The organism is Streptomyces sp. NPDC004752 (assembly GCF_053601275.1).
On record NZ_JBSGBN010000005.1, the window covers coordinates 1 to 22,886 of the forward strand.

The window sequence follows — 22,886 nt, forward strand, 5'->3', positions numbered from 1 at the left end:
GGGGACGGGGCCGTACACGCGCGTGCCGGTCGGGCGTTCAGCGGGCGGCGGTCTCCCGTGCCGGCGCCGGTTCGGCCGACGTCACGATCCGGCCGGGGGTGCGGCGGGCCGGGATCAGCAGGGCGGCCACCCCGGCGAGGGCCACCGTCGCGGCGCCCGTCACCAGGGCGGGCCGCAGGCCGTCGACGAAGGACTGCGCGGACTCGTAGCTGCCCTGTGCCGAGAAGATCGACGACATGACCGCGATGCCGAGCGCGCCGCCCACCTCGCGCAGGGCGTTGTTGGCGCCGGAGGCGATGCCCTGCTCGGACGCCCGGACGCTGGACATGACCAGGTCGGCGGCCGGGGCGAAGTACAGCCCCATGCCGATGCCGCTGATGATCAGGCCGGGCAACTGGGCGGCGTACGAGGCATCGGCGGTGACCACGGAGGCCAGATAGCCGAGCCCGACGGCCTGGAGGAACATACCGGCCGCGACGACGGGACGGCCGCCGATGCGGTCGGAGAGGATCCCGGCGAGGGGCGCGACGAGCATCGGCATACCGGTCCACGGCAGCATCCTCAAGCCCGCCTCGGTCGGCGAGTAGCCGAGCACGCCCTGCATGTACTGGCTGAGCAGGAAGATCGAACCGAACATCCCGAGGAACATCAGCAGGCTGGCCGCGTTGATCCCGGCGAAGGCGCGGGAGCGGAAGAGCCGCATCGGGAGCATGGGGTTCCGGGCGCGCGAGCCGTGGACGACGAAGGCGATCAGCAGCGCGCCGCCCCCGAGCAGGCCGGTGAGCACGACGGCGTCGGTCCAGCCGTCGGCGGGGCCGCGGACCAGTCCGTAGACGATCCCGAAGAGGCCGCCGCTGGCGAGCAGGGTGCCGGGGATGTCGAGCGGGGCGCCGGTGCCGTGGGACTCGGCGAGACGGAATCGGGCGAGCGGCAGCAGGGCCAGGCCGAGCGGCACGTTCAGCCAGAAGATCCAGTGCCAGGAGACATGCTCGGTGAGGCTGCCGCCGATCAGTGGCCCGGAGGCCACCGCGAGACCGGTGACGGCGCCCCAGATGCCGTACGCCATCCCGCGCTTGGCGGCGGGCACGGCCGCCGTCAGCAGGGTAAGCGTCAGGGGCATCATCACCGCCGCGCCGACGCCCTGCACCGCGCGGGCCGCGATCAGCGAGTCGATGCCGGGCGCCATGGCCGCGGCGGCCGAGGCGGCGGTGAAGATCGTGAGCCCGGCGAGGAAGAGGCGGCGTCGGCCGAAGCGGTCGCCGAGCGCGGCGCCGAGCATCAGCAGGACCGCGAAGGTGAGCGTGTAGGCGCTCACGGTCCATTCCAGGTCGTCCAGCGCCCCGCCGAGGTCCCCGCGGATGGAGGGCAGGGCGGTGGTCACCACGAGGTTGTCCAGAGACGCCATGAAGCCGGCGACGCCGGTGATGACGAGGGCCCAGACGACTCCCCCGCGGCGTTCCGTGGTCGGTGCGGTCTGCTGTGGCATCGCTCCCCCAGAGCGTGATCGATGATTAGTTATTGATTACTAACTTTCGAGGGCATGAAACGGCGGCGGCTGCGTAGCCCCGCCTCAGTCCCCCTGCCCGTCCGTCGGCTCCCCGATCCGGGCGGACGGGTACATCCCCTGCCAGACCCGGTGGCCCGGCGGAAAGCCCATGGCCGCAAGGGTGTTGATGAGCATCCCGTAGGCCAGGAAGGTCGTCGTCTCGTGCTCGTCGGCCCCGAGCGGCAGATGCACGACCTCCCACAGCCGCATCCAGCCGGCCCGCACGGACTCGCCGAATCGGTGGTCGCCCTCCGCCTCGGCGGCGGCGACCGCGATATACGTCTGCATCTGCATCTGGAGCCGCTCCGGCTGCTCCTGGATCAGCCGCACATACGCCTGGGCCATGGCGTGCACCGCCTCTTCGCCCTCAAGACCCTCACCCGCCTCCCCCAGGACCTGGCACACGTCGTCGATGCAGCGCTGCGAGGCGGCGGCGAAGATGGCCTTCTTGCCCGCGAAGAGCCGGAAGAGGTACGGCTGCGAGACCCCTACCCGCTTGGCGATCGCCTCGGTCGAGGTGCCGTAGTAGCCCCTCTGTGCGAACTCCGTGATCGCCGCGCGAATGACGCCCTCGCGTCTCTCGTCCGCGCTCATCCTGACCATGCGAGTAAGTTAGTACTCAATCACTAACTAGGTCAAGCGATGCCGTCCGAACGTCGCGGGGACGGGACTCGCAGGACGCGCCCTGGGCGCGTCAGGAGTGCCCTGGACGCACAAGAGGTGCCCTGAACGCGTAAGGGGCGCCCTCAATGGGGGACGCCCCTTACCGCCGTTGCCCAACGCCCAGGCCGGACATGCCGACTCAGGCCAGGCGTACGAGCGCCCGGGACATGCCGAGCACCTTCTGGCCGCCGCTCATGGCCGTCAGGTCCACCCGCACCGTGTTGTCGTCGAGTTTGGCCGCGACCTTGCCGCCGACCTCGATCACGGCGCCCTTGTCGTCGTTCGGGACGGCGACGGGCTTGGTGAAGCGGACGCCGTACTCGACGACCGCACCCGGATCCCCGGTCCAGTCGGTGACCACCCGGATCGCCTCGGCCATGGTGAACATGCCGTGCGCGATGACGTCCGGCAGCCCCACCTCCTTGGCGAACTCCTCGTTCCAGTGGATCGGGTTGAAGTCCCCGGAGGCGCCCGCGTAGCGCACGAGCGTCGCGCGGGTCACCCGAAAGGTCTGCGCCGGCAGCTCGGTGCCGACCTCCACGTCGTCGTAAGCGATCTTCGCCGTCATCTCTCATGCCTCCCCGGCCGCGCGCGCCACCAGCTTGGTCCAGGCCGTCACGACATGCTCGCCCGCCTCGTCGTACACCTCACCCCGGATGTCCAGGATGTCGTTTCCGGCCATGGACTTGACGGCCTCGATGGTCGACGTGACCTGGAGCCGGTCGCCCGCGCGCACCGGGCGCGTGTACGCGAACCTCTGGTCGCCGTGCACCACGCGGCTGTAGTCGAGGCCGAGCTGCGGGTCCTCGACGACCTGTCCCGCGGCCCGGAAGGTGATCGAGAAGACGAAGGTCGGCGGCGCGATCACATCGGGGTGGCCGAGTGCCTTGGCGGCCTCCTGCTCCCGGTACACCGGATTGGTGTCCCCGACCGCCTCGGCGAATTCGCGGATCTTCTCCCGGCCCACCTCGTAGGGCTCGGTGGGCGGGTAGCTCCGCCCCACGAAGGACTGGTCGAGCGGCATGGCCCGGCACCTCCAGATGTCAGCTGTGATGGTTCACAAAGGTAGCTGGGTTCCAGCCGGTGGAAACGACACGAGGCCGCCCCCTCAGTCGGGGGCGGCCTCGTGTACGAGCCTGATGGTCAGCGCGTCTCGCGATGCGCGGTGTGCGCGTTGCAGCGCGGACAGTGCTTCTTCATCTCAAGACGGTCCGGGTTGTTACGCCGGTTCTTCTTGGTGATGTAGTTCCGCTCCTTGCACTCCACGCAGGCCAGCGTGATCTTCGGGCGGACGTCGGTGGCAGCCACGTGAGTGCTCCTATGACGGACGGATGGACTGATTCAACGCAAGAAAGAGTAGCCGATCGAAGGACCGACCCCGCAATCGGCTACTGTCAGTAGCGGTGACCGGACTTGAACCGGTGACACAGCGATTATGAGCCGCTTGCTCTACCGACTGAGCTACACCGCTTTGATGAGATCGGGCCCCGTCTCGCAACGGGAACCTCTCACACCAGAGCCCCAAAACGGAATCGAACCGTTGACCTTCTCCTTACCATGGAGACGCTCTGCCGACTGAGCTATTGGGGCGAGCGATGAAGACATTACACGCTCGGCCACCGTTCACCCAAATCCGTTTCGTACCGCCCGTCCAGGCCCCTTCGGCCCGTGTACCGGCAGCCTCGCGGGCCTCTTCCGGAGATGCTCCACGCGCGCGTAGAGGACGCTCCACGCGCGCGTAACGGACCGGACGGACCACACCGGTACGACTATTGCGCTCCTCCCCGCCATGCGCGACTCACCGGCCTAGGCTCGACTCACTCTGCGTGATCAAGAGTCCGTTCACTTCCTCCCGCACAGCCTTCCTCCCGCGCAGCCCGAGCCGCAGCCCCGAGCCCCTGGACCCCGATGCCCGACAGCCAGCCGCAGCCACCCCCGCCCTCGTCGAACCCCCCGGGCTCGCCGGGCCGGTCCGAGGGGACCCTCGTCCTGTGCGGTGCGCGGCTCACCGACGGCCGCACCGTGGACGTGCGGTTGGGCGGCGGACGCATCGAGGCGGTCGGTACGGCCGGCAGCCTGGCGCCGGGACCGGCCCGCTCCGGCGCCCGCGTCGACCTCAACGGCTACCTGCTCCTTCCGGCCCCGGTGGAACCGCACGCCCACGCCGACACCGCGCTCTCCGCCGACCACTGCGGACCCGTCTCGTACGACGCGGAGGACGTCCAGCGCCGGGCGACGGAGGCCGCGCTGCTGCAACTCGCACACGGGGCGACGGCACTGCGCGCACACGTGCGCGTGGGCGATGTCCAGGGGCTGGGCGCGCTCGGCGCCGTCCTTCAGGCGCGGCGCTCGCTGCGCGGGCTCGCGGAGCTGACCACGGTGGCCGTGCCGCGGCTGCTGACGGGGGTGGCCGGGGCCGACGGGCTGGCGATACTGCGCGACGCGCTGAAGATGGGCGCCTCCGTGGTGGGCGGCTGCCCCGACCTCGACCCCGATCCCACGGGCTACGTCGAGACGGTCCTGGAGGTGGCCTCCGAGCAAGGCTGCCCCGTCGACCTGCACACGGACGCATCCGACCCGGCCCGCCTGGCCCGGCTCGCGGCGATGGCGGGCGGGCTGCGGCCCGGTGTGACCCTCGGCCCGTGCGGCGGCCTGTCCCGGCTGCCGACCGAGGCGGCCGCCCGCGTCGCGGACCGGCTGGCGGCGGCCGGGGTGACCGTGGTGTGCCTGCCGCAGGGCGGCTGCGGCGGCGTCGAGCGGCCGGGTACGGCCCCGGTACGGCTGCTGCGCGCCGCCGGGGTGCGGGTGGCGGCCGGGAGCGGGGCCCTGCGGGACGTGTCCAACCCGGTCGGCCGCGGCGACCCCCTGGAGGCCGCCTACCTGCTGGCCTCCGGCCACGGGCTGCGCCCGCAGGAGGCGTACGACGCCGTGAGCGCCTCGGCCCGCGCCGTCCTCGGCCTTCCCGAGGTCCGCGTGGAGGCCGGCTTCCCGGCTGAACTGCTCGCGGTACGCGGTCAACATCTGGCCGGCGCGCTCTCCCTCGCGTACAGCCGGATCGTGGTGCACCGGGGGCGCGTGGTTGCGCGCACCAGCGCGGTACGGGAGTACTGCAACTCGGGGGTCGCCGCGGAACTGGGGCTGCCGCGCCAGGGGCGGGGCGAGGTGTCGTGAGGGGGCGAGGCAAGGTGTCGTGAGGTGGTGGAGCCGGATCAGCAGGGGCCGGGGCCATAGGCCCGGTGGTCGGGGGCGGTGGGGCCCGGAGCTGGGGCTCGGGGCCGACGCGGGGTGGGATTGGGGCACTGGACGGGCCGGTAGGAGCGAGGGGGGAAGCGGGTGGGGTGAGGTGAAGAGAGGCGCGCGACGAGGGCTCGCACGCGGGGTGCCCGCGGGGAGCGGGCCGACGCCGACCGCGGTCGGCCAAGGGGTGTGCGCCGGGGTGCGAGCGGTCTGCGTGCGCGGCGCGGGAACGCGGCCGAACTCGTGCGGCGGATGCGGCTCTTCGGGCGTACGGTCGGAAACATGCGCATTGTCATTGCCGGCGGTCATGGTCAGATCGCATTGCGGCTGGAGCGGCTCCTGTCCGCGCGCGGGGACGAGGTCGCGGGGATCATCCGCAAGGCCGAACAGGAAGGCGATCTGCGGGAAGCCGGTGCCGAGCCGATCGTCCTCGACCTTGAGTCGGCCTCGGTCGAGGATGTCGCGGAGCGGTTGCGGGGCGCGGACGCCGCCGTGTTCGCGGCGGGCGCCGGCCCGGGCAGCGGCACGGCCCGCAAGGAGACCGTGGACAAGGGCGCGGCGGTGCTGTTCGCCGACGCGGCCGTCCAGGTGGGCGTACGCCGTTTCCTCGTCGTCTCCTCGATGGGCGCGGACCCGGCCCACGAGGGGGACGACGTCTTCGACGCCTACCTGCGTGCCAAGGGTGCGGCCGACGCGTACGTGACCGGCCTGGACGCCTTGGACTGGACGATCGTTCGCCCCGGGATGCTGACGAACGAGCGCGGCACCGGCCTCGTACGCCTGGAGGCGCACACGGGGCGCGGCTCCGTCCCGCGCGCGGACGTGGCCGCCGTACTGGCGGAGTTGGTGGAGAGCCGGGCGACGGCCGGTCTGACGCTGGAGCTGATCAGCGGGTCGACACCGGTGTCGGTCGCGGTGAAGTCGGTGGCAGGGAACTGAGGCCGCCTGCGGGGAAGTCGGTGGCGGGGAACTGAAGCAGCCCGCGGCCCGTTGGATCTGTTGACCGGTCGAACCCGCTGAACCGGTCGGCATCATCGATCAGAACGTCCAGAACACCATCCATCAGAAGAGGGGCAACTGCCCCGGGAAGTCCGGCACGGCGTACCCGTCCAACGTCGGCTGGATCGCGTCCAGTTGTGCCTGTCGCCGCGAGCCGGCGCACGAGACGAGTTCGCCGCTCTCGCGCGCGCCGGGTGGGTCGTGCCGCGCGAAGCGTCCCGCGACGACGGCGATGTCACGACGGCACACCGGACAGGTTCTACGACGGGAGGCCATGGAGCCAGTGTCCTCCATGGCCCCGCGCAAACCCGGCCACGCGCATGTGATCTGCCGTGCCGAAGCCCGGGCACCGCGGGGACGGTGTCAGTCGGTTCGGTTCTCCGCGCTGACCATCCAGGCGTGCTTCTCCAGGGAGTCGATGATCGCGTGCAGCAGGTCGGCGGTGGAGGGATCCTCGTTGTCGACCTGGTCGTGGTAGCTGCGCACGGTGTCGACAGCGGCACGCAGGCGCGCGGTGACAAGATCGACAACGGCGCTCACGCTCGCCTCTCCCTCCGGGAACGCGGGGAGTGTGGTGCTCGCCGCCACGGTGTCGGAGCGGCCGTCCGGCCAGTGGCCGAGGGCGCGCATGCGTTCGGCGATGACGTCGGCCGATTCCCGGGCGTCGTCGACGATGTGGTCGAGTTGCAGGTGCAGGTCACGGAAGTTGTGGCCGACCACGTTCCAGTGGGCCTGCTTCCCCTGAAGATGCAGTTCGACGAGATCCACCAGGATCTGTTGCAACGCCTGGGCCATCTGCGGCGAGGCCGTGAAGCCGGTGACATCGGCTTCCGAACGCCGGGTGCCTTCAGAAGAAGCGGTCATGGCATGACTCCTTGTGGCAGCAGTGCACAGCACCCCCCTGGAACGGGAGGCCCCTCTCCCTACGCGATCAAGGCTACGGAGGTCCCCCTCCGCCGCCACCGCGCCTGATCCGCTTGGGCGACATGCGAGATCGGCAGGTCATGGCCGTACTGCGGCGGCGCCGGTGGGGTCAGACGGCGCCGTCCGGCGCCGGGCACGGTGCTGTCCGGCGCCGGGCACGGTGCTGTCCGGCGCCGGGCACGGTGCTGTCCGGCGCCGGGCACGGTGCTGTCCATGACCCGGTGGCCGTACGGCCGTCCCACGCGCCGTTCCCCGGGACCATCGCCGCCGGTAACGGCTGGTCTCCGACGGTGCCGTGATCCGGAGGCTCCCCGGCCGACCTGCCGGGACACTGAGCGTCGTGGAGCGACAAAGGTCGCCGTGGCGGACCGGAAGCCGTGGACCCTGGCCCAGAACGACCGCGCTCCATGTCCCGACCCAGCGGTTCCGCCCCTGCGACAGGGGGGAACTCGACTTCGTGAACCGGCTGAGCCCGTACACCAACCCTGCGATCAACGGCCAGTTGAAGCCCACGATCCACATCCGGCCCGTGAGGTCCACCGCATCCTCAACTATCGTCACATAGGCCCAGAAGCAGCCCTGCGGCACGGCGGACCCCTTTATGATCTTCGTCACCGCGCCGGGTCCCCCGGTTCGACACCGGAGCCGAATCCTCGCCGACGAGGACAGGCGGCGCACACACCGAGATCTCTGTTCGCTGCGTCAGAACAACATGCCGTACTCACACGACGAAGGGTCCGTAACCTGCCGTCTGACAGGTCACGGACCCTTCGTCTCCGTGTGGCGGCGCCAGGATTCGAACCTGGGAAGGCTGAGCCGGCAGATTTACAGTCTGCTCCCTTTGGCCGCTCGGGCACACCGCCTGGGATTTTGCTGCCGTGTGGAGCCCACTTTTCGGCGGTGCTCCCTGGCAACGACGTAAACAATACCCGATGCCCAGGGGTGCTCCGCCACCCGATTGATCGGCACCCGGCCCGCATCGGATGGCTAGGCTGGTGCGGATGCGGCCCGGTCGCGCACCGGGCTCGGCGGCTGCCTCCGCGCACGTCGGCACGCACCCGAAACGCACCCGAAACGCACCCTGATACAAGGAGCCACAGGACATGGCCGACTCCAGTTTCGACATCGTCTCGAAGGTCGAGCGGCAGGAGGTCGACAACGCCCTCAACCAGGCCGCCAAGGAAATCTCGCAGCGCTACGACTTCAAGGGCGTGGGTGCCTCGATCGCCTGGTCCGGCGAGAAGATCCTGATGCAGGCGAACTCCGAGGAGCGGGTCAAGGCTGTCCTCGACGTCTTCCAGTCCAAGCTGATCAAGCGCGGCATCTCACTGAAGGCGCTGGAGGCGGACGAGCCCCAGCTCTCCGGCAAGGAGTACAAGATCTTCGCGTCGATTCAGGAGGGCATCTCCCAGGAGAACGCGAAGAAGGTCGCGAAGATCATCCGCGACGAGGGCCCGAAGGGCGTGAAGGCCCAGGTGCAGGGCGACGAGCTGCGCGTCAGCTCGAAGAGCCGGGACGACCTCCAGGCCGTGATCGCCCTCCTGAAGGGGCAGGACTTCGACTTCGCGCTGCAGTTCGTGAACTACCGGTAGTCCCACCGGTCCGCGCCCCACGCGGGTCCGGGAACGACGCATCCCCGAGGAAGGGTGGGCATCCGAGGCGGCCCGCCCTTCTCGTCTGTCGGCAGCGCGTCCGGAGCTCAGATCAGTTGCGCGAGTTGCCGAACAGGAGGCGGTAGAGGATCAGGAGGACGAGCGAGCCGCCGATCGCGGCCGCCCATGTGGCCCCGTCGTAGAAGTCCTTGGTGATGGGGTGGTCCAGCCAGCGGGCCGAGATCCAGCCGCCGGTGAACGCGCCCGCGATGCCGATGAGGGTCGTGCCGATGAAGCCGCCCGGGTCACGCCCCGGCAACAGGATCTTGGCGATGGCGCCGGCCAACAGTCCCAGGACGATCCAACCGATGATGCTCATGGCGTCAACCTGCCCTCCCACGCTGTGCTCGCACTTTTCGGGCGCTGTGATGTCCGTCAACGCCGACTGTGCTGCGCAGGCCGTACGGCCCGTGGTCCGGGCCATCCGTCCTGCGCCTGCCTGTTCGTGCCGTGTTGCTCCAGAAGACGCCGCGCAGGCCCTGACCGGTTGCGGCGATCAGTACGGTGACGGCCCCGTGACACCCACCGCCTCCGCCCCGCAGCGCCCCCTTGGGTCCGGAACGCCTGATCGTCGGCCTGGGCTCGATGGTCCGGGCCGACGTCTTCTCCGTGCTGGGACCCGCGGTGGACGGCGGCGCCGGGACGGCTCCCCGGGCTGGCCGCCGCGGACAGACAGGCCCGTTGCAACGCCCTGTCCATCGGCATGGCTCGCCGCCCGTATGCGCCTCGGGTCCCGGCGCCGGGGCCCGGCCGCGCCGGTCACCAACTGGCGCCGGCGGGCTCTTCGATGGTGGTGTTGATGCGGTTGAAGAAGTTGGTGAGGCTGATCATCAGGATGATCGCGGAGAGTTGCTCCTCATTGAAGTGGTCCACTGCCTCGTCCCAGACCCCGTCGGGGACTGCCTTGCCGGAGCGATCGGCGATCCGGGTGGCGGCCTCGGTCAGGGCCAGGGCGGCGCGCTCCTCCGCGGTGAAGAACGGTGCTTCGCGCCAGGCGGCCACGGAGTGGAGGCGTTCGTCACTCTCGCCGTGCTTCTGCGCGCCTGCCACGCCAGCGAACACGCAGGCGCTGCAGCCGTTGATCTGGCTGGCCCGCAGGTGGACCAGCTCCAGGATCTGCGGGGCGACGCCGCCCTGGTACATGGCCTTGTAGATGTTCTGGATGCCCTGCTTGGCCTCCGGCAGGACAAGGGCGGGGTTCTTCATCCGGGCAGTGGTCATGGTGATGGCGTTCATCCGATGCTCTCCTGGTGATCCGTTAGCGTCTGTCACTGGACCGACGGATCACGGCGCGGAGGTGTGACAGGTGACCGGCAATGCTTTTCTGGCCGACCGTTTCGAGGCGGAGCGGCCGGGACTGCGGGCGGTGGCCTACCGGATGCTGGGGTCGCTCGCCGAGGCCGAGGACGCCGTCCAGGAGACCTGGCTCAAGCTCAGCCGCACCGACGTGAGCGATGTGCAGAACCTGGGGGCCTGGCTCACCACGGTCGTGGGTCGAGTGTGCCTGGACATGCTGCGCTCGCGGACCTCCCGGCGCGAGGATCCGCTGCCCGAGCACGACGGGCAGGTCCGGCTGCCGGACCCGGTGGTCACCCGGCTTGGCCACCACGATCCTGAGCAGGCGGTCCTGGTCGCGGACGCGGTGGGCATCGCCCTCATGGTCGTGCTGGAGACCCTCTCCCCGGCCGAGCGGCTCGCCTTCGTCCTGCACGACTTGTTCGACGTGCCCTTCGACGACATCGCCGCCATCCTGGGCCGCACGGTGGTCGCCACCCGACAGCTCGCCAGCCGTGCCCGCCGCCGTGTTCAGGGCGCCGCCCCGACGGCCGACACGGACAACGCCCGCAAACGCGACGTCGTCAACGCCTTTCTGACCGCCTCTCGCGGCGGCGACTTCGAGGCGCTCCTGGCCGTCCTCGACCCCAATGTGATCGCGCGCTCCGACGGCGGCACGCTCGTCCCGAGCGTCCTGCGGCGCGGCGCAGCCGACGTGGCGTCCCAGGCCATCGCCTTCGCGCGCTTCGCAGCGGACGCGCGTCTGGTGCTGGTCAACGGCACACCTGGCGTTGTCTCGTTCAGCGAGGGCCGACCGCTGTCCGTCATGTCCTTCACCATCCGAGACGGCCGCATCATCGGACTCGACATCCTCACCGATCCCGACCGTCTGACCGCCCTCGGCCTGACCGTCTGACCGCCCGACCTCCTGACCGAGAAGTCCGCCTGGCTGGTGCGGTGATCGCGACCGTGTACTGGGGCCTCGCTTGTGTGGTGGTGGGCTGTCTCCTCTCGGGTCGGGTCAGGTCGGGCCGATGCCGGGCGGCTGCGCATCGGGGGCACGTCAGGGCCGGGTGGGCTGCTTCAGGGCTTCGCGCTGCCTGCGACCGCGACGGCTGTGGGCGCGGGGGCGCTCGCGGTGAGGGGGGAGGGGAGCGGGTTACGGCGAACCGCGGTGGACGGGGCGCGCTGAGAACGGTGGGACAAGGTGGAGGGCCGCGTCTTGACCGCGGTCGGGAGGGGCCCGGTGCCGGGCCCGGCTTCAGGGGGTCCGCAAGGGTGCCGTGCGGCTCCGGAAGTCGGCCCACGGCTCCATGTCCATGCCGTGATTGCTCTCCTCGTACCAGCCGGTGCCGTCGAGCCAGGCGCGCAGCCAGTCGGTGAGGCTGGGCGCGTCCACGTACCAGGCGTGGTCGGCCTCGTCGGCGTTCGGCTCGTAGAGCAGGACGGTGGCTTCCGGGGTGCGGCAGTCCACGCAGGCGTACATCCCGCACCCCCAGTGGGATATCGGCAGGACGCCCTCGGGCCAGGGCCAGTCCGGATCCTTGCGGCCCTCGTCGCGGTTGGCGAGGTACTGGGCGACGGCGGCCGGTTCGCCGGAGGGCGGGCTGTCGAGCAGGGGCAGCAGGCCGTACTCCGGGCCGAAGCCGCCGTCCGCTATGCGGCTGTAGAGCGAGGCGAGCAGCGGTGGCAGGGCGAAGCCCAGGGCGGCCTGGGCACGGACCGGCGCGGCCGGGTCGACGGGGTTGGGCAGCGAAGGCCAGCCCCATGGACGGGAGGTGCGGGCCTGTGCGGCCACCCGTGTCAGCAACTGCTCGATCTCGGTCATGGCTTCATGATGCAGGCCGCCTGTGACAATCGGGCGGGCCTGTGGACAACCTCGGGCCTGTGGAAAACCGTGGGCGGCGGTGGTGGGTGACGAGTGATCAGTCCAGCCGGACCTCGATGCCTTTCCGGGTGAGGAACCGTACGAGGCTCTCGAAGCTCTCCGGGCCCCGGAGCAGCGGGGTCGGGCCGAGGCAGGTGCGGGCGACGTCGGAGTCGTGCCAGACAAGAGTGAAGGGCCAGGTCGCCCCGAAGCCGCCGCAGAGGGCGTCGGCGGTGGCGTCCAGACCCCAACCGAAGTAGCCGCCGGGGCCGTTCACGGCTTCGCCGAGCGCGCAGAAGAAGCCGGGGGCGTCGGTGACGAACCGGCCTTGGAGGTGGTAGGTCGTGCCCGGTGACCTGTCGGGTCCGCGACCGTGGTGGTGGAGGGCGGTCGTCAGCCAGTACTCGCGGCCCTCCGCACTGCACTCCGCCCATGCGTTGGGCTCGGTCGGCCGTCCGTCCTCCCACAACCGCCAGACCTGTCGGGCGACGGTGGGCGGTCGCCGGGACCGCGGTGCCAGCGTGAGGTCGACCGGGCCGTGCCCGCGGGCGGCCGGGGCGCAGGCGGTCAGGTCGCCGTCCGTGGCGATCCCGATCGGGCGGCCGGATCTGTCCAGGCGTACCAGCACGGCCGGCCCGAGGTCTTCCTTGCCGGCCTCCATCGCCGTGCGCAGGGCGCCGGTCACTGAGCAGTCGAGCAGTCGCACGGGCGGCGTTTCGTGGGACTCGTGCGATCCGTCGAGCGGGGTGATCACGTCCTTGCAGGTACCGAGCGGCTCCTCGAACGAGTTGTGCGCCCAGTCCTGGCCCAGCAGCCGGTAACCGGCGGACAGCGGTCGAGGACGGGAGACGATCCGGTCTTCCTCGTCCACGGACGCCTCGATGGTCACGTCGCGCAGGGACAGGTCGCGCGCGCAGGGGCGGTCGTCGAGGACGCGGACGTCGGACAGATAGTGCCGGCCGAACCCGTCGCCCCGCCTGTCGAGGACCTCCAGGACGAGCAGTCCGACCGGCGCCGAGCCGGTGGCTCGCGCGTGGGCGAGGGTGACCGCGAAGCCGCCTTCGGGTGCGCAGCCGAGGAGTTCGTAGATGCCACGGTCCAGTTCGGGTTCATCCGCGCAGAGGTCTTCCGCGTCCTCGCACAGGGCCACGGTCTCCTGGACTTCGCCCTCGTCGTCATCCACCATGACGGCGTACCGCGGTGCCCCCACCTGTGTCTTCCTTCCCCCGCCGCGCTCACCCGCCGCGCTCACCCGCCGTACTCCCCCGTCGTGATCAGCGCGTCGCGAACGGCTGGTCCCAGCTGGTCCGTGGGGACGATCTCACGTCCCGGCGAAAGCAGGAGCACCCGGATCAGCTTGAAGGTGGCGATGGCGAACCGGATCGCTCCCCGACGCTCACAACTCTCCCACAAGACCGCGGTAGTTACGGCTTCATACTTGAGCGCCGGATACTGGCTGGTGAGACCGCGTACGAGTGTCACTCCTGAAGGAGCAGCGATCATGAAACCGATCAACCTCGTCCTCAACGTCCTGTGGTTGATCTTCTGCGGGATCTGGATGGCCATCGCCTACGCCCTGGCCGCGCTGATCTGCTTCGTCCTCATCGTGACGATTCCCTTCGGTATCGCCTCGCTGCGGATCGCGGGCTTCGTGCTCTGGCCCTTCGGGCGCACCACGGTGCCGAAGCAGAACGCCGGGGCCCCCTCGTGCATCGGCAACGTGATCTGGATCGTCTTCGCGGGCTGGTGGCTCGCCCTCGGTCACCTGATCACGAGCATCCCGCTCTTCCTGTCGATCATCGGAATTCCCTTCGGCTGGGCGAACCTCAAGCTGATTCCGATCTCCCTGACGCCCTTGGGTCACGAGGTCGTCCCGACCGATGAGGCATTCGGCGGACGCTGACCTGTCCGGGCCGACCAGATTGCTCCGCGCCGCCGGGCGCGGTTCCCGGCTCGGCTGCGCCGACGCGTGCTTCGCAGTGCCAGGAAGTTCGCAGTGCCAGGGAGCACGTCGGCTCCACGGAGTGTGGGTCGGCGACACACGGGAGGGGGCCGGGGAGAATGAGGGCATCCGCCGGCCCGGCCCGGACATGTCGCCCCTGCTCGAGTGCGCGGCCCTGGAGTGTCCCGAAGCCGCCCATGTCAGCGGTGACTCAAGGCGTCGCCGTCTGCGAGACATTGTCGTGCCAGGCCGCCTTCGCTCCGGAGTCGCCGATCCGGTACACGTCCACAACCGCTCCCACCGCAACGGCCAGCGAAAGGACCCCCACGACGATCCGGACGGGCAGGGCCGACCAGCGCTTTCCGCCGCCACGCCCAGGCTCCGCCGAAACGCTCCGCGTCGCCCACCACACGGCTGCGGCCAGCACGAACAGACCCAAGGCCCAGGGCAACAGCCCGTCACCCAGCTCGGTGTGCCGCCGTACCAGGTCGTCGCTGGTCACGTGCCGTTCCAGCCACTCGCCGGCCTGTGTGGTCAACGGCACGCTGACCAGGGCGACCAGGGCCAGCAGCGGCAACAGCGGGCCCAGCCGCCGGGCGGCGCGCGGCCACCACGCTGCCACCACCAAGGCCAGTGCCGTGAGAGGTACCAGCACGACGACTATGTGAACCAGCAGGACATGGGCGGGCAGGCCGTTGACCAGACTCATCGAGGCGCTCCTCAGCATGGGTGGGCGCGCCAGCCTGGCACGGCAATCTCTCAGTTTCCTCTCAGGTGTTAGGGGCGGCGGACACCTTGGAAAGCGGCGGGATCGCGTTCGGAGATGTCGGACGCGTACTGCGCCACGCTCGTGATCAATACACCTAGCTGTTCTGCCCTGAGTCGCCGCCCCCGGTGATCACCGAAGGGTGCGTCGACCCGCCCGCGAGCAGGCGGTCGAGGAACGGCCGGAGGCCGCTCAGCCGAGTCACATCTTGTTCGGGACGGTCTTCACCGGTTGCGGCCTGCCATCTTCTCAAGCCGGGCGATTCGGTCGGCCATGGGCGGGTGCGTGGAGAACATCTTGGACAGCCCCTGGCCCGGACGGAACGGGTTCGCGATCATCATGTGGCTCGCGGTCTCGATCCTGGGCTCGGGGGGCAGGGGCAGTTGCTTGGTGCCGGCGTCGAGCTTGCGCAGGGCACTGGCGAGGGCGAGCGGGTCGCCGGTGAGCTGGGCTCCGGAGGCGTCCGCCTCGTACTCCCTGGATCTGCTGATGGCCAGCTGGATGAGGCTGGCGGCGAGCGGGCCCAGGATCATGATCAGCAGCATGCCGAGCAGCCCGGGGCCCTCGTCGTCGTCGGAGCGGCCGATCGGAATCAGCCAGGCGAAGTTGACAAGGAACATGATCACCGAGGCGAGGGCGCCGGCGACCGACGAGATGAGGATGTCCCGGTTGTAGACGTGGCTGAGTTCGTGGCCGATGACGCCGCGCAGCTCGCGCTCGTCCAGGATGCGCAGGATGCCCTCGGTGCAGCACACCGCGGCGTTGCGCGGATTGCGGCCCGTCGCGAACGCGTTCGGCGCCTCCGTGGGTGAGATGTACAGGCGGGGCATGGGCTGGCGGGCCTGCGTGGACAGCTCGCGGACCATGCGGTAGAGGGCCGGGGCTTCGAACTCGCTCACCGGACGGGCACGCATCGCGCGTAGCGCCAGCTTGTCGCTGTTCCAGTACGCGTACGCGTTCGTGCCGAGGGCGACCAGCAAGGCCACGATCAGGCCCGTGCGGCCGAAGAAGCTGCCGATGACGATGATGAGTGCGGACAGTCCCCCGAGGAGTACTGCGGTCCTGAGCCCGTTGTGCCGGCGGTGCACGGTACGCCCTCCAAATCGTGCAGCAGGGGAACCCTTTGCTTGCTGGTGTGCTTGCTGATCTCCGAAGCCACTGGTGCTGTGATGTCACGTCCAGTGGACCCTCCCGTACTGGTCAACGCCAGGCGAGGGCAGCGAGTTCCCTTGTGAGGGCGGCGCCGAGCATCGACCGTCCGGGTGACGGCGCCCGCCGCCACGGCACGCGCGTGTGGCCCGGGTGCTCCACGCGCGTGTGCGGGCTGCTCAGAACAGGCCGGTACTGGCGAAGCGGAGTACCAGTTGGGGCGCCCCGGAGAGGGCGATACCGAGGGCTCCGGTGAGGGCGATGGCGGCCGTGAGGGGGGCGGGGACGCGGTGCCGCGCGGGCTCGCCTTCCGGGGCACGGAACAGCAGGGCCGTCCACTGGAGGTAGTAGAAGAGCGCGATGACCACATTGACGGCCATGATGACCGCCAGCCAGCCGAGGCCCGCGTCGACGGCGGCCGAGAAGACGGTGACCTTCGCGAAGAGGCCGATGATGCCCGGCGGCAGCCCGGCGAGGCACAGCAGGAAGAAGCCCAGGAGCAGGGCGGTCACGGGGTTCGAGGTGTACAGCCCGCGGTAGTCGCTGACGCGGTTGAGCGCCTTCGTACGGCCCACCAGGGCGGCGACGGCGAAGGCGCCGAGGTTAACGGCGGCATACATGAGGGCGTAGGCGACCGTGGAGCCGATCGCTTTCCGGGCGTCCGCGGAGTAACCGGCGGCGGCGATCGGGACCAGGAGGTAGCCGGCCTGGCCGACGGAGGACCAGGCGAGCAGCCGTACCGCGCTGTACGCGCGCGTGGCCTGCTGGCGCAGGGCACCGACGTTGCCGACGGTCATGGTGAGGGCGGCCAGCGCGGCGAGCGCGGGACCCCAGGCGTCGGCGTACGAGGGGAACGCGACGACGGTGACGAGGATCAGGCCGGAGAAGCCGACGGCCTTGCCGACGACCGACAGGTAGGCGGCGACGGGCAGCGGTGCTCCCACGTAGGTGTCGGGCACCCAGAAGTGGAAGGGCACGGCGGCGGTCTTGAAGGCGAAGCCGACCAGGGTGAGGACGACGCCGGTCTGGGCGAGCGTGTGGAGCTGACCGTCGACGTGCTGGATGCGGTCGGCGATCTGGGCGAGGTAGAGGGTGCCCGTGGAGGCGTACACGAAGCTGATGCCCAGCAGGCTGACCGCGGTGGCGGTGACCGAGGACAGGAAGAACTTCAGGGCGGCTTCCGAGGACCTGCGGTCGCCGTGCCGGATGCCGACGAGGGCGAAGGCGGGCAGGGAGGCGACTTCCAGGGCCACGATGAGGGTGGCGAGGTCGCGGGAGGCGGGCAGCAGGGCGGCGCCCGCGGCGGAGGAGAGCAGCAGGAACCAGAACTCCCCTTCGGGGACTCTCCCGCGTCCGTCCTTGAGGGCGGCGACCGACAGCAGGGCGGCCAGGAGGGCACCGCCCAGGACGAGGAACTGGATGACGAGGGTGAACCGGTCGGCCGTGTAACTGCACACGTGCGCGTCGCCGGGCTGGCAGAAGGTGCTGCGGTCGCCGTCGAGGAGCGGCAGCAGCAGGAGGGCCGAGACGGCGAGTCCGGCCACGGCGCACCAGCCGAGTACGGCCTTCTTCGCGTCGGGCACGAACAGGTCGGCGACGAGGACGCCGAGACCGACGACCGCCGCGACGGTGGGCGGGGCGATCGCGAGCCAGTCGACGGACTGGACCAGCGACTCGGCCAGGGGCTGGGCCGGGTGGCTCATGGGGTGCCTCCTGCGAGGAGCTGCTGCACGGCCGGGTCGGTCAGACCGAGGAGGGCCCTGGGCCACAGCCCGGCCACCACGGTGAGGGCGACGAGCGGCGTCCAGGCCGCGAACTCGTACGTGTGGACGTCGGCGAGCTTCGGGGCCTGTTGCGGTACGGGGCCCATGCAGACGCGGCGGACCACGATGAGCAGGTACGCGGCCGTCAGCAGCGTGCCGAACGCGGCAATCGCCATGAACGTGAGGAACGCGGGGCGGTTGAGGCCGGCGGCGGGCCGGAACGCTCCGAACAGCGCCAGCATTTCGCCCCAGAACCCGGCCAGGCCGGGCAGGCCGAGCGAGGCGACCGCGGCGAAGGCCAGCAGGCCGCCGAGGCGCGGTGCCTTGCCGTACAGCGCGGCGCCGGTCAGGAGGTGGTTCGGCGCGGCGGAGCCGCTCGTTGCGGGGCGGTGGTCGGGCGACGGGAGGGAGAGGGCGTCGAGGTCGGTGCTGCCCGTGCGCTCCTTGACCGCGCCGACCAGGAAGAAGAGCAGGCCGGTGATCAGGCCGTGGGCGACGTTGGCGAACAGCGCGCCGTTGACGCCGGTCGGGGTCATCGTGGCGATGCCGAGCAGGACGAAGCCCATGTGGCCGACGGAGGAGTAGGCGATGAGGCGCTTGAGGTCGCCCTTCGCGCCCTGCTTGGCGAGGGCCAGGCAGGCCAGGGATCCGTAGATGATCCCGACGACGGCGAAGGCGGCGAGGTAGGGCGCGAAGGTGTGGAAGCCGTCGGGTGCGATCGGCAGCAGAATCCGGACGAACCCGTACGTACCCATCTTCAGCAGCACGCCGGCCAGCAGGACCGAGCCGACGGTCGGCGCGGCGGTGTGGGCGTCCGGCAGCCAGCTGTGCAGCGGCCACATCGGCGTCTTGACCGCGAGCCCGATCCCAACCGCCAAAACGGCGATGACCTGCACGGATGTGGTCAGCGGCCGACCGTTGTCAGTGGCGAGTGCCATCATGTCGAATGTGCCCGCCTTGATTCCGATCAGGAGCAGGCCGAGCAGCATGACGACGGACCCGAGCAGGGTGAACAGGATGAACTTCCAGGCGGCCTGGGTCCGCCCCGCACCGCCCCAGCGGGCGATGAGGAAGTACATCGGGATGAGCACCATCTCGAAGGCGAGGAAGAACAGCAGCAGATCGAGGACGGCGAAGGCGGCGAGGGTGCCGGACTCCAGCAGGAGCAGCAGGGCGACGAATGCCTTCGGGGACGGGCCTGCGGGCATCTTGAAGTAGGAGTAGAGCGCGCAGAGGAAGGTCAGCAGCGCGGTCAGGACCAGAAGGGGGAGGGAGATGCCGTCGATGCCGAGGTGGATCCGCACGTCGAGTGCGGGGATCCAGCTGATGTCGGTCGTGGCCTGCATCTTCGACGGGTGGTCGTGGTCGAAGCCGAGCGCGAGGACGATCGTGGCGGCGAGGATCGCGCCGGTCACGGTCACGCCGTGGCGCAGCACGGCCTGTTCGGGCGATTTCCCCTTCAGCCCGGGCGGCGCGGGCAGCAGAGCGGCGACGGCGCCGAGGAGCGGGCCGACGACGACGAATGCCAGAAGGAACTGCATCACGGACTCGTTGATATCGATCACGCCTGCTCACGCTCCCGTGGCGACGAGGAGGACGGCGACCGCCAGGACGACGGTGCCGGCGAGCAGCGCGCTCACATAGGTCTGTACGTTGCCGGTCTGGGCACGCCGTACGGCGGCCCCGAGCAGGCGGGGCAGCGCCGCCGCGCCGCGTACGTAGGTGTCGACGACCTCGCGGTCGAGGAAGCGGACGAGACTCGCTCCCGCCTGGACCGGTCGGACGAACAGTGCCGCGTACACGGCGTCCAGGTGGAAGCCGGTGGCGGCGGGCCGGTGGAGCGGGCCGAGCAGCAGCCGTCCGGGGTCGCCCGGGTCGGGGGCGTAGGCCACGTCGCCGAAGGCGGGCCGGTGGCCGGCGACAGCCGCCGCCTCGACCCGTCCGGCGTCGGCCTCGGGGTGGGCGGCGACCGCTCCCATCGGGGTGCGGGCGACCCGTGCGGTGGTGCGCTGCCAGGCACCGTAGGTGACCAGTCCGCCGACCAGAGCGAGACCCGTGCCGAGCACCGAGGAGGTGAGGGTCGGGGCCAGGCTGCCGCCGTCGAACCAGTCGGGCAGCAGCCGGAAGGCGAAGCCGCCGAAGGCGAGCGACGGGACGGCGAGCACCCACAGCACGACGGTCATGGTGAGCGGCTGCCTGCCGTGGTCCGGGGCCTCGGTTCCCCGGCCGCGGAAGGCGAGCAGCCACAGGCGGGTCGCGTAAGCGGCGGTGAGGAGGGCGGTCAGCAGGCCGGCGAGGAGGACGATCCAGCCCGCTCCGTCTGGGGCGTGCTCGGTGTGGCCGGTGGCGACGTGCTCGGCCGCGCCGAGGACGGACTCCTTGGAGAAGAAGCCGCTGAAGGGCGGGATCGCGGCAAGGGCCAGGAGCGCCACGGTCATCGTCCAGTACGCGTCGGGGACGCGGTCGCGTAGTCGGCTCATGCGGGACATGGCGGCCAGCGAGTTGGTGCCGGCGGCGTGGATGATCACGCCGGCGGCGAGGAACAGCAGCGCCTTGAAGGCGCCGTGGGACAGGAGGTGGAAGACGGCGGCACCGCGGTCGCCGACGGCCAGGGCGCCGGTCATGTAGCCGAGCTGGCCGATCGTGGAGTAGGCGAGGACGCGTTTGATGTCGTCCTGGGCGAGCGCGGCGAGCCCCGAGCCGGCCATGGTGACGGCGGCCATGACGGCGAGGACGACCATCGCGGTCGCGGATGCCTGGAAGACGGGGAGAAGACGGGCGACGAAGTAGACACCGGCGGCGACCATCGTCGCGGCGTGGATCAGCGCGGAGACGGGCGTGGGGCCCGCCATCGCGTCGGGGAGCCAGGTGTGCAGCGGGAACTGCGCCGACTTGCCCGCCACGCCCGCGAGGAGCAGCAGGGCGATCAGGGTCGGGTGGTCGAGTCCACTGCTCGCGACGGTGCCGAGGGCGCGTGTGATGCGGAAGGACCCGGCGTCGGTGGCGAGGGCGAACAGGCCGATAAGGAAAGGGACATCGCCGAGCTTGGTGACAAGGAATGCCTTGAGGGAGGCGGCGCGGGCCTCCGGGGTCTCCCAGTAATGGCCGACCAGGAAGTAGGAGCAGATACCCATGACTTCCCAGCCGACCAGCAGCACGATCAGGTCGCCGGAGTAGACGACCAGGAACATCGCGGAGGTGAAGAGGGAGACGAGGGCTGCGTAGGAGGGGTAGCGCGGGTCGTCGCGCAGATAGCCGGTCGAATAGATCTGCACACAGGTGGCGACGGCGCCGACCAGGAGGGCGACGAGGGCAGCGAAACCGTCGATGTGCAGGGCGAGTTCGATCGGGATCGAGCCGGTGGGCGTCAGCTCGGTGGCGGAGTCGATCGCGTCGCCGCCGCCCTGGCGCACGGCGACCAGTACGGCCAGCAGCAGGGCGGCGAGGGTCGGCAGGACGGCGAGCGGGCGGACCAAGCCCGGAGCAGTGCGGCCGAGCAGCAACCCGGCCACGGCGCCCAGGAACGGCAGGAGGGGGACGAGTACGGCAAGGGTGGTCGTGGTCACGCGGTGGCCTCAGCCTTCTCGGCGGCGGAGGAGCCGCTGTCGGGGCCGTCGCTCTCGTGGCCCTCGGCGGTGTCGCGGAGCCGGTCGATGTCGGAGGTGCCGCGGTTGCGGTAGACGGCGAGGACGATCGCCAGGCCGATGCCGATCTCGGCGGCGGCGATGGCGATGGTGAACAGGGTCAGGGCCTGGCCGGAGTGCAGGGTCTCCGTGGCGGCCTTGCTGAGCCAGACGTCGAAGGCGACCAGGTTGAGGTTGACGGCGTTGAGCATCAGCTCGACCGACATCAGGACGAGGATCGCGTTGCGGCGGGCGAGGACGCCGTACAGGCCGGTGCAGAACAGGAGGGCGGAGAGCACGACGGGATAGGCGAGGTGCATCAGCGGGCTCCTTCCGCTTCCTCGGTGGCGGCCCGGCCGTCGCGGGCGCCGGGGACCTGCCGGCCGGCCGCGTCCGCCTTCGCCTTGCGGGACAGGACGATCGCGCCGACCAGGGCGGCGAGGAGGAGGACGGACAGGGCCTCGAAGGGGAGGACCCAGTGCTGGAAGAGGCTTTCGCCGGTGACCTTCGTCGATCCGGCGGCGGCGCCGTCCAGGTCGATCCAGGTGGTGCGGAAGGCGTCGACGACCACCCAGACCAGGGCGGCCGCGGCGGCAACGGCCACGGTGAGGGCGGCCCAGCGGTTGCCGGAGTCGGCGTCCGGGGAGCGGCCGATGGGGGCCTTGGTGAGCATCAGACCGAACAGAAGGAGGACGACGACGGAACCGACATAGATGAGGACCTGCACCCAGGCGATGAACTCGGCGGTGAGCAGGAGGTACTCGACGGCGAGGCCGCCGAGGGTGGCCACCAGCCACAGGGCGGCGTGCACCAGTTGCCGGGTGGTGACGGTGACGAGCGCGGCGCCGAAGGTGACCAGGCCGACGAGGAGGAAGGCGATCTCGACGCCGGTCGGGGACAGAAAGCCGTGGGTCGGCGCGGCGAGGCTCACGTGTCTCCCTCCCGGGGCTCGGCCTGGGCGGCGGCCAGCTTCTCGGCGGTCTTGCGGGCGGCGGCGATCTCCTTGGGCTCCTCGGCGCCGACGTCGAGGGCGGGCGGGGCCGGAACGGTCCACATCCAGGCGCGGAGCTTGTCGCGTTCGTGGGTGAGCTCGTGGATGTCGGTCTCGGCGTACTCGAACTCCGGGGACCAGAACAGCGCGTCGAAGGGACAGACCTCGATACAGATACCGCAGTACATGCAGAGGGAGAAGTCGATGGCGAAGCGGTCGAGGACGTTGCGGCTGCGGTCGCGTCCGCCGGGGGCGGCGGCGGGAATCGTCTCCTTGTGGGAGTCGATGTAGATGCACCAGTCGGGGCACTCGCGGGCGCACAGCATGCAGACCGTGCAGTTCTCCTCGAACAGGCCGATGACGCCGCGGGTGCGGGGCGGGAGGTCGGGCTGGACGTCGGGGTACTGCGCGGTGACGGTCTTCTTCGTCATCGTGCGGAGGGTGACGGCCAGGCCCTTGGCGAGGCCGCTGCCAGGAATGGGGGCCATG

Annotated in this window: 25 protein-coding genes and 3 tRNA genes; 5 read left to right on the plus strand and 23 right to left on the minus strand. The window is 70.5% G+C overall.

From position 1 onward, the window contains the following. Positions 1–37 precede the first annotated feature (37 nt). From ACWEKM_RS03415 to ACWEKM_RS03445, 7 genes are all read right to left on the minus strand, one after another. Positions 38–1,486 carry a DHA2 family efflux MFS transporter permease subunit gene (locus tag ACWEKM_RS03415; protein WP_451619470.1) on the minus strand — a complete coding sequence of 483 codons (1,449 nt, stop codon included), beginning with the start codon at positions 1,484–1,486 and terminating at the stop codon, positions 38–40. 84 nt (positions 1,487–1,570) lie between these two features. Then, positions 1,571–2,149, minus strand: a complete 579-nt coding sequence (locus ACWEKM_RS03420; RefSeq protein ID WP_451619471.1) for a TetR/AcrR family transcriptional regulator — start codon at positions 2,147–2,149, stop codon at positions 1,571–1,573. Between the two features lie 199 nt (positions 2,150–2,348). Beyond that, on the minus strand, positions 2,349–2,777 hold the full coding sequence (locus ACWEKM_RS03425) for a MaoC family dehydratase (protein WP_451619472.1): 429 nt from the start codon (positions 2,775–2,777) through the stop codon (positions 2,349–2,351). A 3-nt stretch (positions 2,778–2,780) separates the two neighbouring features. After that, positions 2,781–3,233 carry an FAS1-like dehydratase domain-containing protein gene (locus ACWEKM_RS03430; protein WP_451619473.1) on the minus strand — a complete coding sequence of 151 codons (453 nt, stop codon included), beginning with the start codon at positions 3,231–3,233 and terminating at the stop codon, positions 2,781–2,783. Between the two features lie 119 nt (positions 3,234–3,352). Continuing rightward, the gene (gene rpmG, locus ACWEKM_RS03435; RefSeq protein ID WP_003948671.1) at positions 3,353–3,517 is read right to left on the minus strand and encodes a 50S ribosomal protein L33; all 165 of its coding nucleotides are present in this window, start codon (positions 3,515–3,517) and stop codon (positions 3,353–3,355) included. 90 nt (positions 3,518–3,607) lie between these two features. Beyond that, positions 3,608–3,680: transfer RNA gene (locus ACWEKM_RS03440), tRNA-Met, on the minus strand. A gap of 46 nt (positions 3,681–3,726) precedes the next feature. Beyond that, positions 3,727–3,799 (minus strand) — tRNA-Thr (locus ACWEKM_RS03445). A 318-nt stretch (positions 3,800–4,117) separates the two neighbouring features. Between ACWEKM_RS03445 and ACWEKM_RS03450 the strand changes: the two genes are divergently transcribed. Beyond that, on the plus strand, positions 4,118–5,380 hold the full coding sequence (locus ACWEKM_RS03450) for an amidohydrolase family protein (RefSeq protein ID WP_451619474.1): 1,263 nt from the start codon (positions 4,118–4,120) through the stop codon (positions 5,378–5,380). 348 nt (positions 5,381–5,728) lie between these two features. Continuing rightward, the gene (locus ACWEKM_RS03455; protein ID WP_451619475.1) at positions 5,729–6,385 is read left to right on the plus strand and encodes an NAD(P)H-binding protein; all 657 of its coding nucleotides are present in this window, start codon (positions 5,729–5,731) and stop codon (positions 6,383–6,385) included. Positions 6,386–6,508: 123 nt separating this feature from the next. On the opposite strand, the gene ACWEKM_RS03460 is transcribed toward ACWEKM_RS03455, so the two are convergent. The 3 genes from ACWEKM_RS03460 to ACWEKM_RS03470 form a co-directional block, all read right to left on the minus strand. Beyond that, complete coding sequence (locus ACWEKM_RS03460; protein WP_451619476.1) at positions 6,509–6,721, minus strand: hypothetical protein; 213 nt, start codon at positions 6,719–6,721, stop codon at positions 6,509–6,511. Between the two features lie 87 nt (positions 6,722–6,808). Then, entirely contained in the window at positions 6,809–7,309 is a 501-nt protein-coding gene (locus ACWEKM_RS03465) for a Dps family protein (protein ID WP_451619477.1), read from the minus strand. 841 nt (positions 7,310–8,150) lie between these two features. After that, positions 8,151–8,232 (minus strand) — tRNA-Tyr (locus ACWEKM_RS03470). 240 nt (positions 8,233–8,472) lie between these two features. Between ACWEKM_RS03470 and ACWEKM_RS03475 the strand changes: the two genes are divergently transcribed. Next, positions 8,473–8,961, plus strand: a complete 489-nt coding sequence (locus ACWEKM_RS03475; RefSeq protein WP_451619478.1) for a YajQ family cyclic di-GMP-binding protein — start codon at positions 8,473–8,475, stop codon at positions 8,959–8,961. A 112-nt stretch (positions 8,962–9,073) separates the two neighbouring features. Here the strand turns inward: ACWEKM_RS03475 and ACWEKM_RS03480 are convergent, their stop codons facing one another. Together ACWEKM_RS03480 and ACWEKM_RS03485 are read right to left on the minus strand one after the other, a co-directional pair. Continuing rightward, complete coding sequence (locus ACWEKM_RS03480; protein ID WP_451619479.1) at positions 9,074–9,340, minus strand: GlsB/YeaQ/YmgE family stress response membrane protein; 267 nt, start codon at positions 9,338–9,340, stop codon at positions 9,074–9,076. Between the two features lie 440 nt (positions 9,341–9,780). Continuing rightward, positions 9,781–10,257, minus strand: a complete 477-nt coding sequence (locus ACWEKM_RS03485) for a carboxymuconolactone decarboxylase family protein (RefSeq protein WP_451619480.1) — start codon at positions 10,255–10,257, stop codon at positions 9,781–9,783. 70 nt (positions 10,258–10,327) lie between these two features. Between ACWEKM_RS03485 and ACWEKM_RS03490 the strand changes: the two genes are divergently transcribed. After that, entirely contained in the window at positions 10,328–11,212 is an 885-nt protein-coding gene (locus ACWEKM_RS03490; RefSeq protein ID WP_451619481.1) for a sigma-70 family RNA polymerase sigma factor, read from the plus strand. Between the two features lie 345 nt (positions 11,213–11,557). Here ACWEKM_RS03490 and ACWEKM_RS03495 read toward each other — a convergent pair whose 3' ends face one another. From ACWEKM_RS03495 to ACWEKM_RS03505, 3 genes are all read right to left on the minus strand, one after another. Then, positions 11,558–12,124: an SMI1/KNR4 family protein gene (locus ACWEKM_RS03495; RefSeq protein ID WP_451619482.1), complete on the minus strand. Its 567-nt coding sequence runs from the start codon at positions 12,122–12,124 to the stop codon at positions 11,558–11,560. A 97-nt stretch (positions 12,125–12,221) separates the two neighbouring features. Continuing rightward, complete coding sequence (locus ACWEKM_RS03500) at positions 12,222–13,373, minus strand: barstar family protein (protein ID WP_451619483.1); 1,152 nt, start codon at positions 13,371–13,373, stop codon at positions 12,222–12,224. Between the two features lie 38 nt (positions 13,374–13,411). Continuing rightward, the gene (locus ACWEKM_RS03505) at positions 13,412–13,666 is read right to left on the minus strand and encodes a hypothetical protein (RefSeq protein WP_451619484.1); all 255 of its coding nucleotides are present in this window, start codon (positions 13,664–13,666) and stop codon (positions 13,412–13,414) included. Here ACWEKM_RS03505 and ACWEKM_RS03510 point away from each other — a divergent pair. Further along, a complete protein-coding gene (locus ACWEKM_RS03510) occupies positions 13,665–14,066 on the plus strand; it encodes a YccF domain-containing protein (protein WP_451619485.1) in 402 nt (133 codons plus the stop codon). The genes ACWEKM_RS03505 and ACWEKM_RS03510 overlap by 2 nt on opposite strands. Positions 14,067–14,316: 250 nt before the next feature. On the opposite strand, the gene ACWEKM_RS03515 is transcribed toward ACWEKM_RS03510, so the two are convergent. From ACWEKM_RS03515 to ACWEKM_RS03550, 8 genes are all read right to left on the minus strand, one after another. Continuing rightward, entirely contained in the window at positions 14,317–14,814 is a 498-nt protein-coding gene (locus ACWEKM_RS03515; RefSeq protein ID WP_451619486.1) for a DUF2231 domain-containing protein, read from the minus strand. A gap of 281 nt (positions 14,815–15,095) precedes the next feature. Next, positions 15,096–15,959, minus strand: coding sequence for a zinc metalloprotease HtpX (gene htpX / locus ACWEKM_RS03520; RefSeq protein WP_451619487.1), 864 nt, complete (start codon positions 15,957–15,959; stop codon positions 15,096–15,098). A gap of 240 nt (positions 15,960–16,199) precedes the next feature. After that, positions 16,200–17,723: an NADH-quinone oxidoreductase subunit N gene (locus ACWEKM_RS03525; RefSeq protein WP_451619488.1), complete on the minus strand. Its 1,524-nt coding sequence runs from the start codon at positions 17,721–17,723 to the stop codon at positions 16,200–16,202. Continuing rightward, positions 17,720–19,348 carry an NADH-quinone oxidoreductase subunit M gene (locus ACWEKM_RS03530; protein WP_451619489.1) on the minus strand — a complete coding sequence of 543 codons (1,629 nt, stop codon included), beginning with the start codon at positions 19,346–19,348 and terminating at the stop codon, positions 17,720–17,722. The genes ACWEKM_RS03525 and ACWEKM_RS03530 overlap by 4 nt, the downstream gene beginning before the upstream one ends. Before the next feature lie 6 nt (positions 19,349–19,354). Next, on the minus strand, positions 19,355–21,349 hold the full coding sequence (locus ACWEKM_RS03535; RefSeq protein ID WP_451619490.1) for an NADH-quinone oxidoreductase subunit 5 family protein: 1,995 nt from the start codon (positions 21,347–21,349) through the stop codon (positions 19,355–19,357). Beyond that, the gene (gene nuoK, locus ACWEKM_RS03540; RefSeq protein ID WP_451619491.1) at positions 21,346–21,726 is read right to left on the minus strand and encodes an NADH-quinone oxidoreductase subunit NuoK; all 381 of its coding nucleotides are present in this window, start codon (positions 21,724–21,726) and stop codon (positions 21,346–21,348) included. Before nuoK ends, ACWEKM_RS03535 begins: the two co-directional genes overlap by 4 nt. Next, positions 21,726–22,337 carry an NADH-quinone oxidoreductase subunit J family protein gene (locus ACWEKM_RS03545; protein WP_451619492.1) on the minus strand — a complete coding sequence of 204 codons (612 nt, stop codon included), beginning with the start codon at positions 22,335–22,337 and terminating at the stop codon, positions 21,726–21,728. The genes nuoK and ACWEKM_RS03545 overlap by 1 nt, the downstream gene beginning before the upstream one ends. Then, positions 22,334–22,885, minus strand: coding sequence for a NuoI/complex I 23 kDa subunit family protein (locus tag ACWEKM_RS03550; RefSeq protein ID WP_451619493.1), 552 nt, complete (start codon positions 22,883–22,885; stop codon positions 22,334–22,336). Before ACWEKM_RS03550 ends, ACWEKM_RS03545 begins: the two co-directional genes overlap by 4 nt. Position 22,886 lies beyond the last annotated feature (1 nt).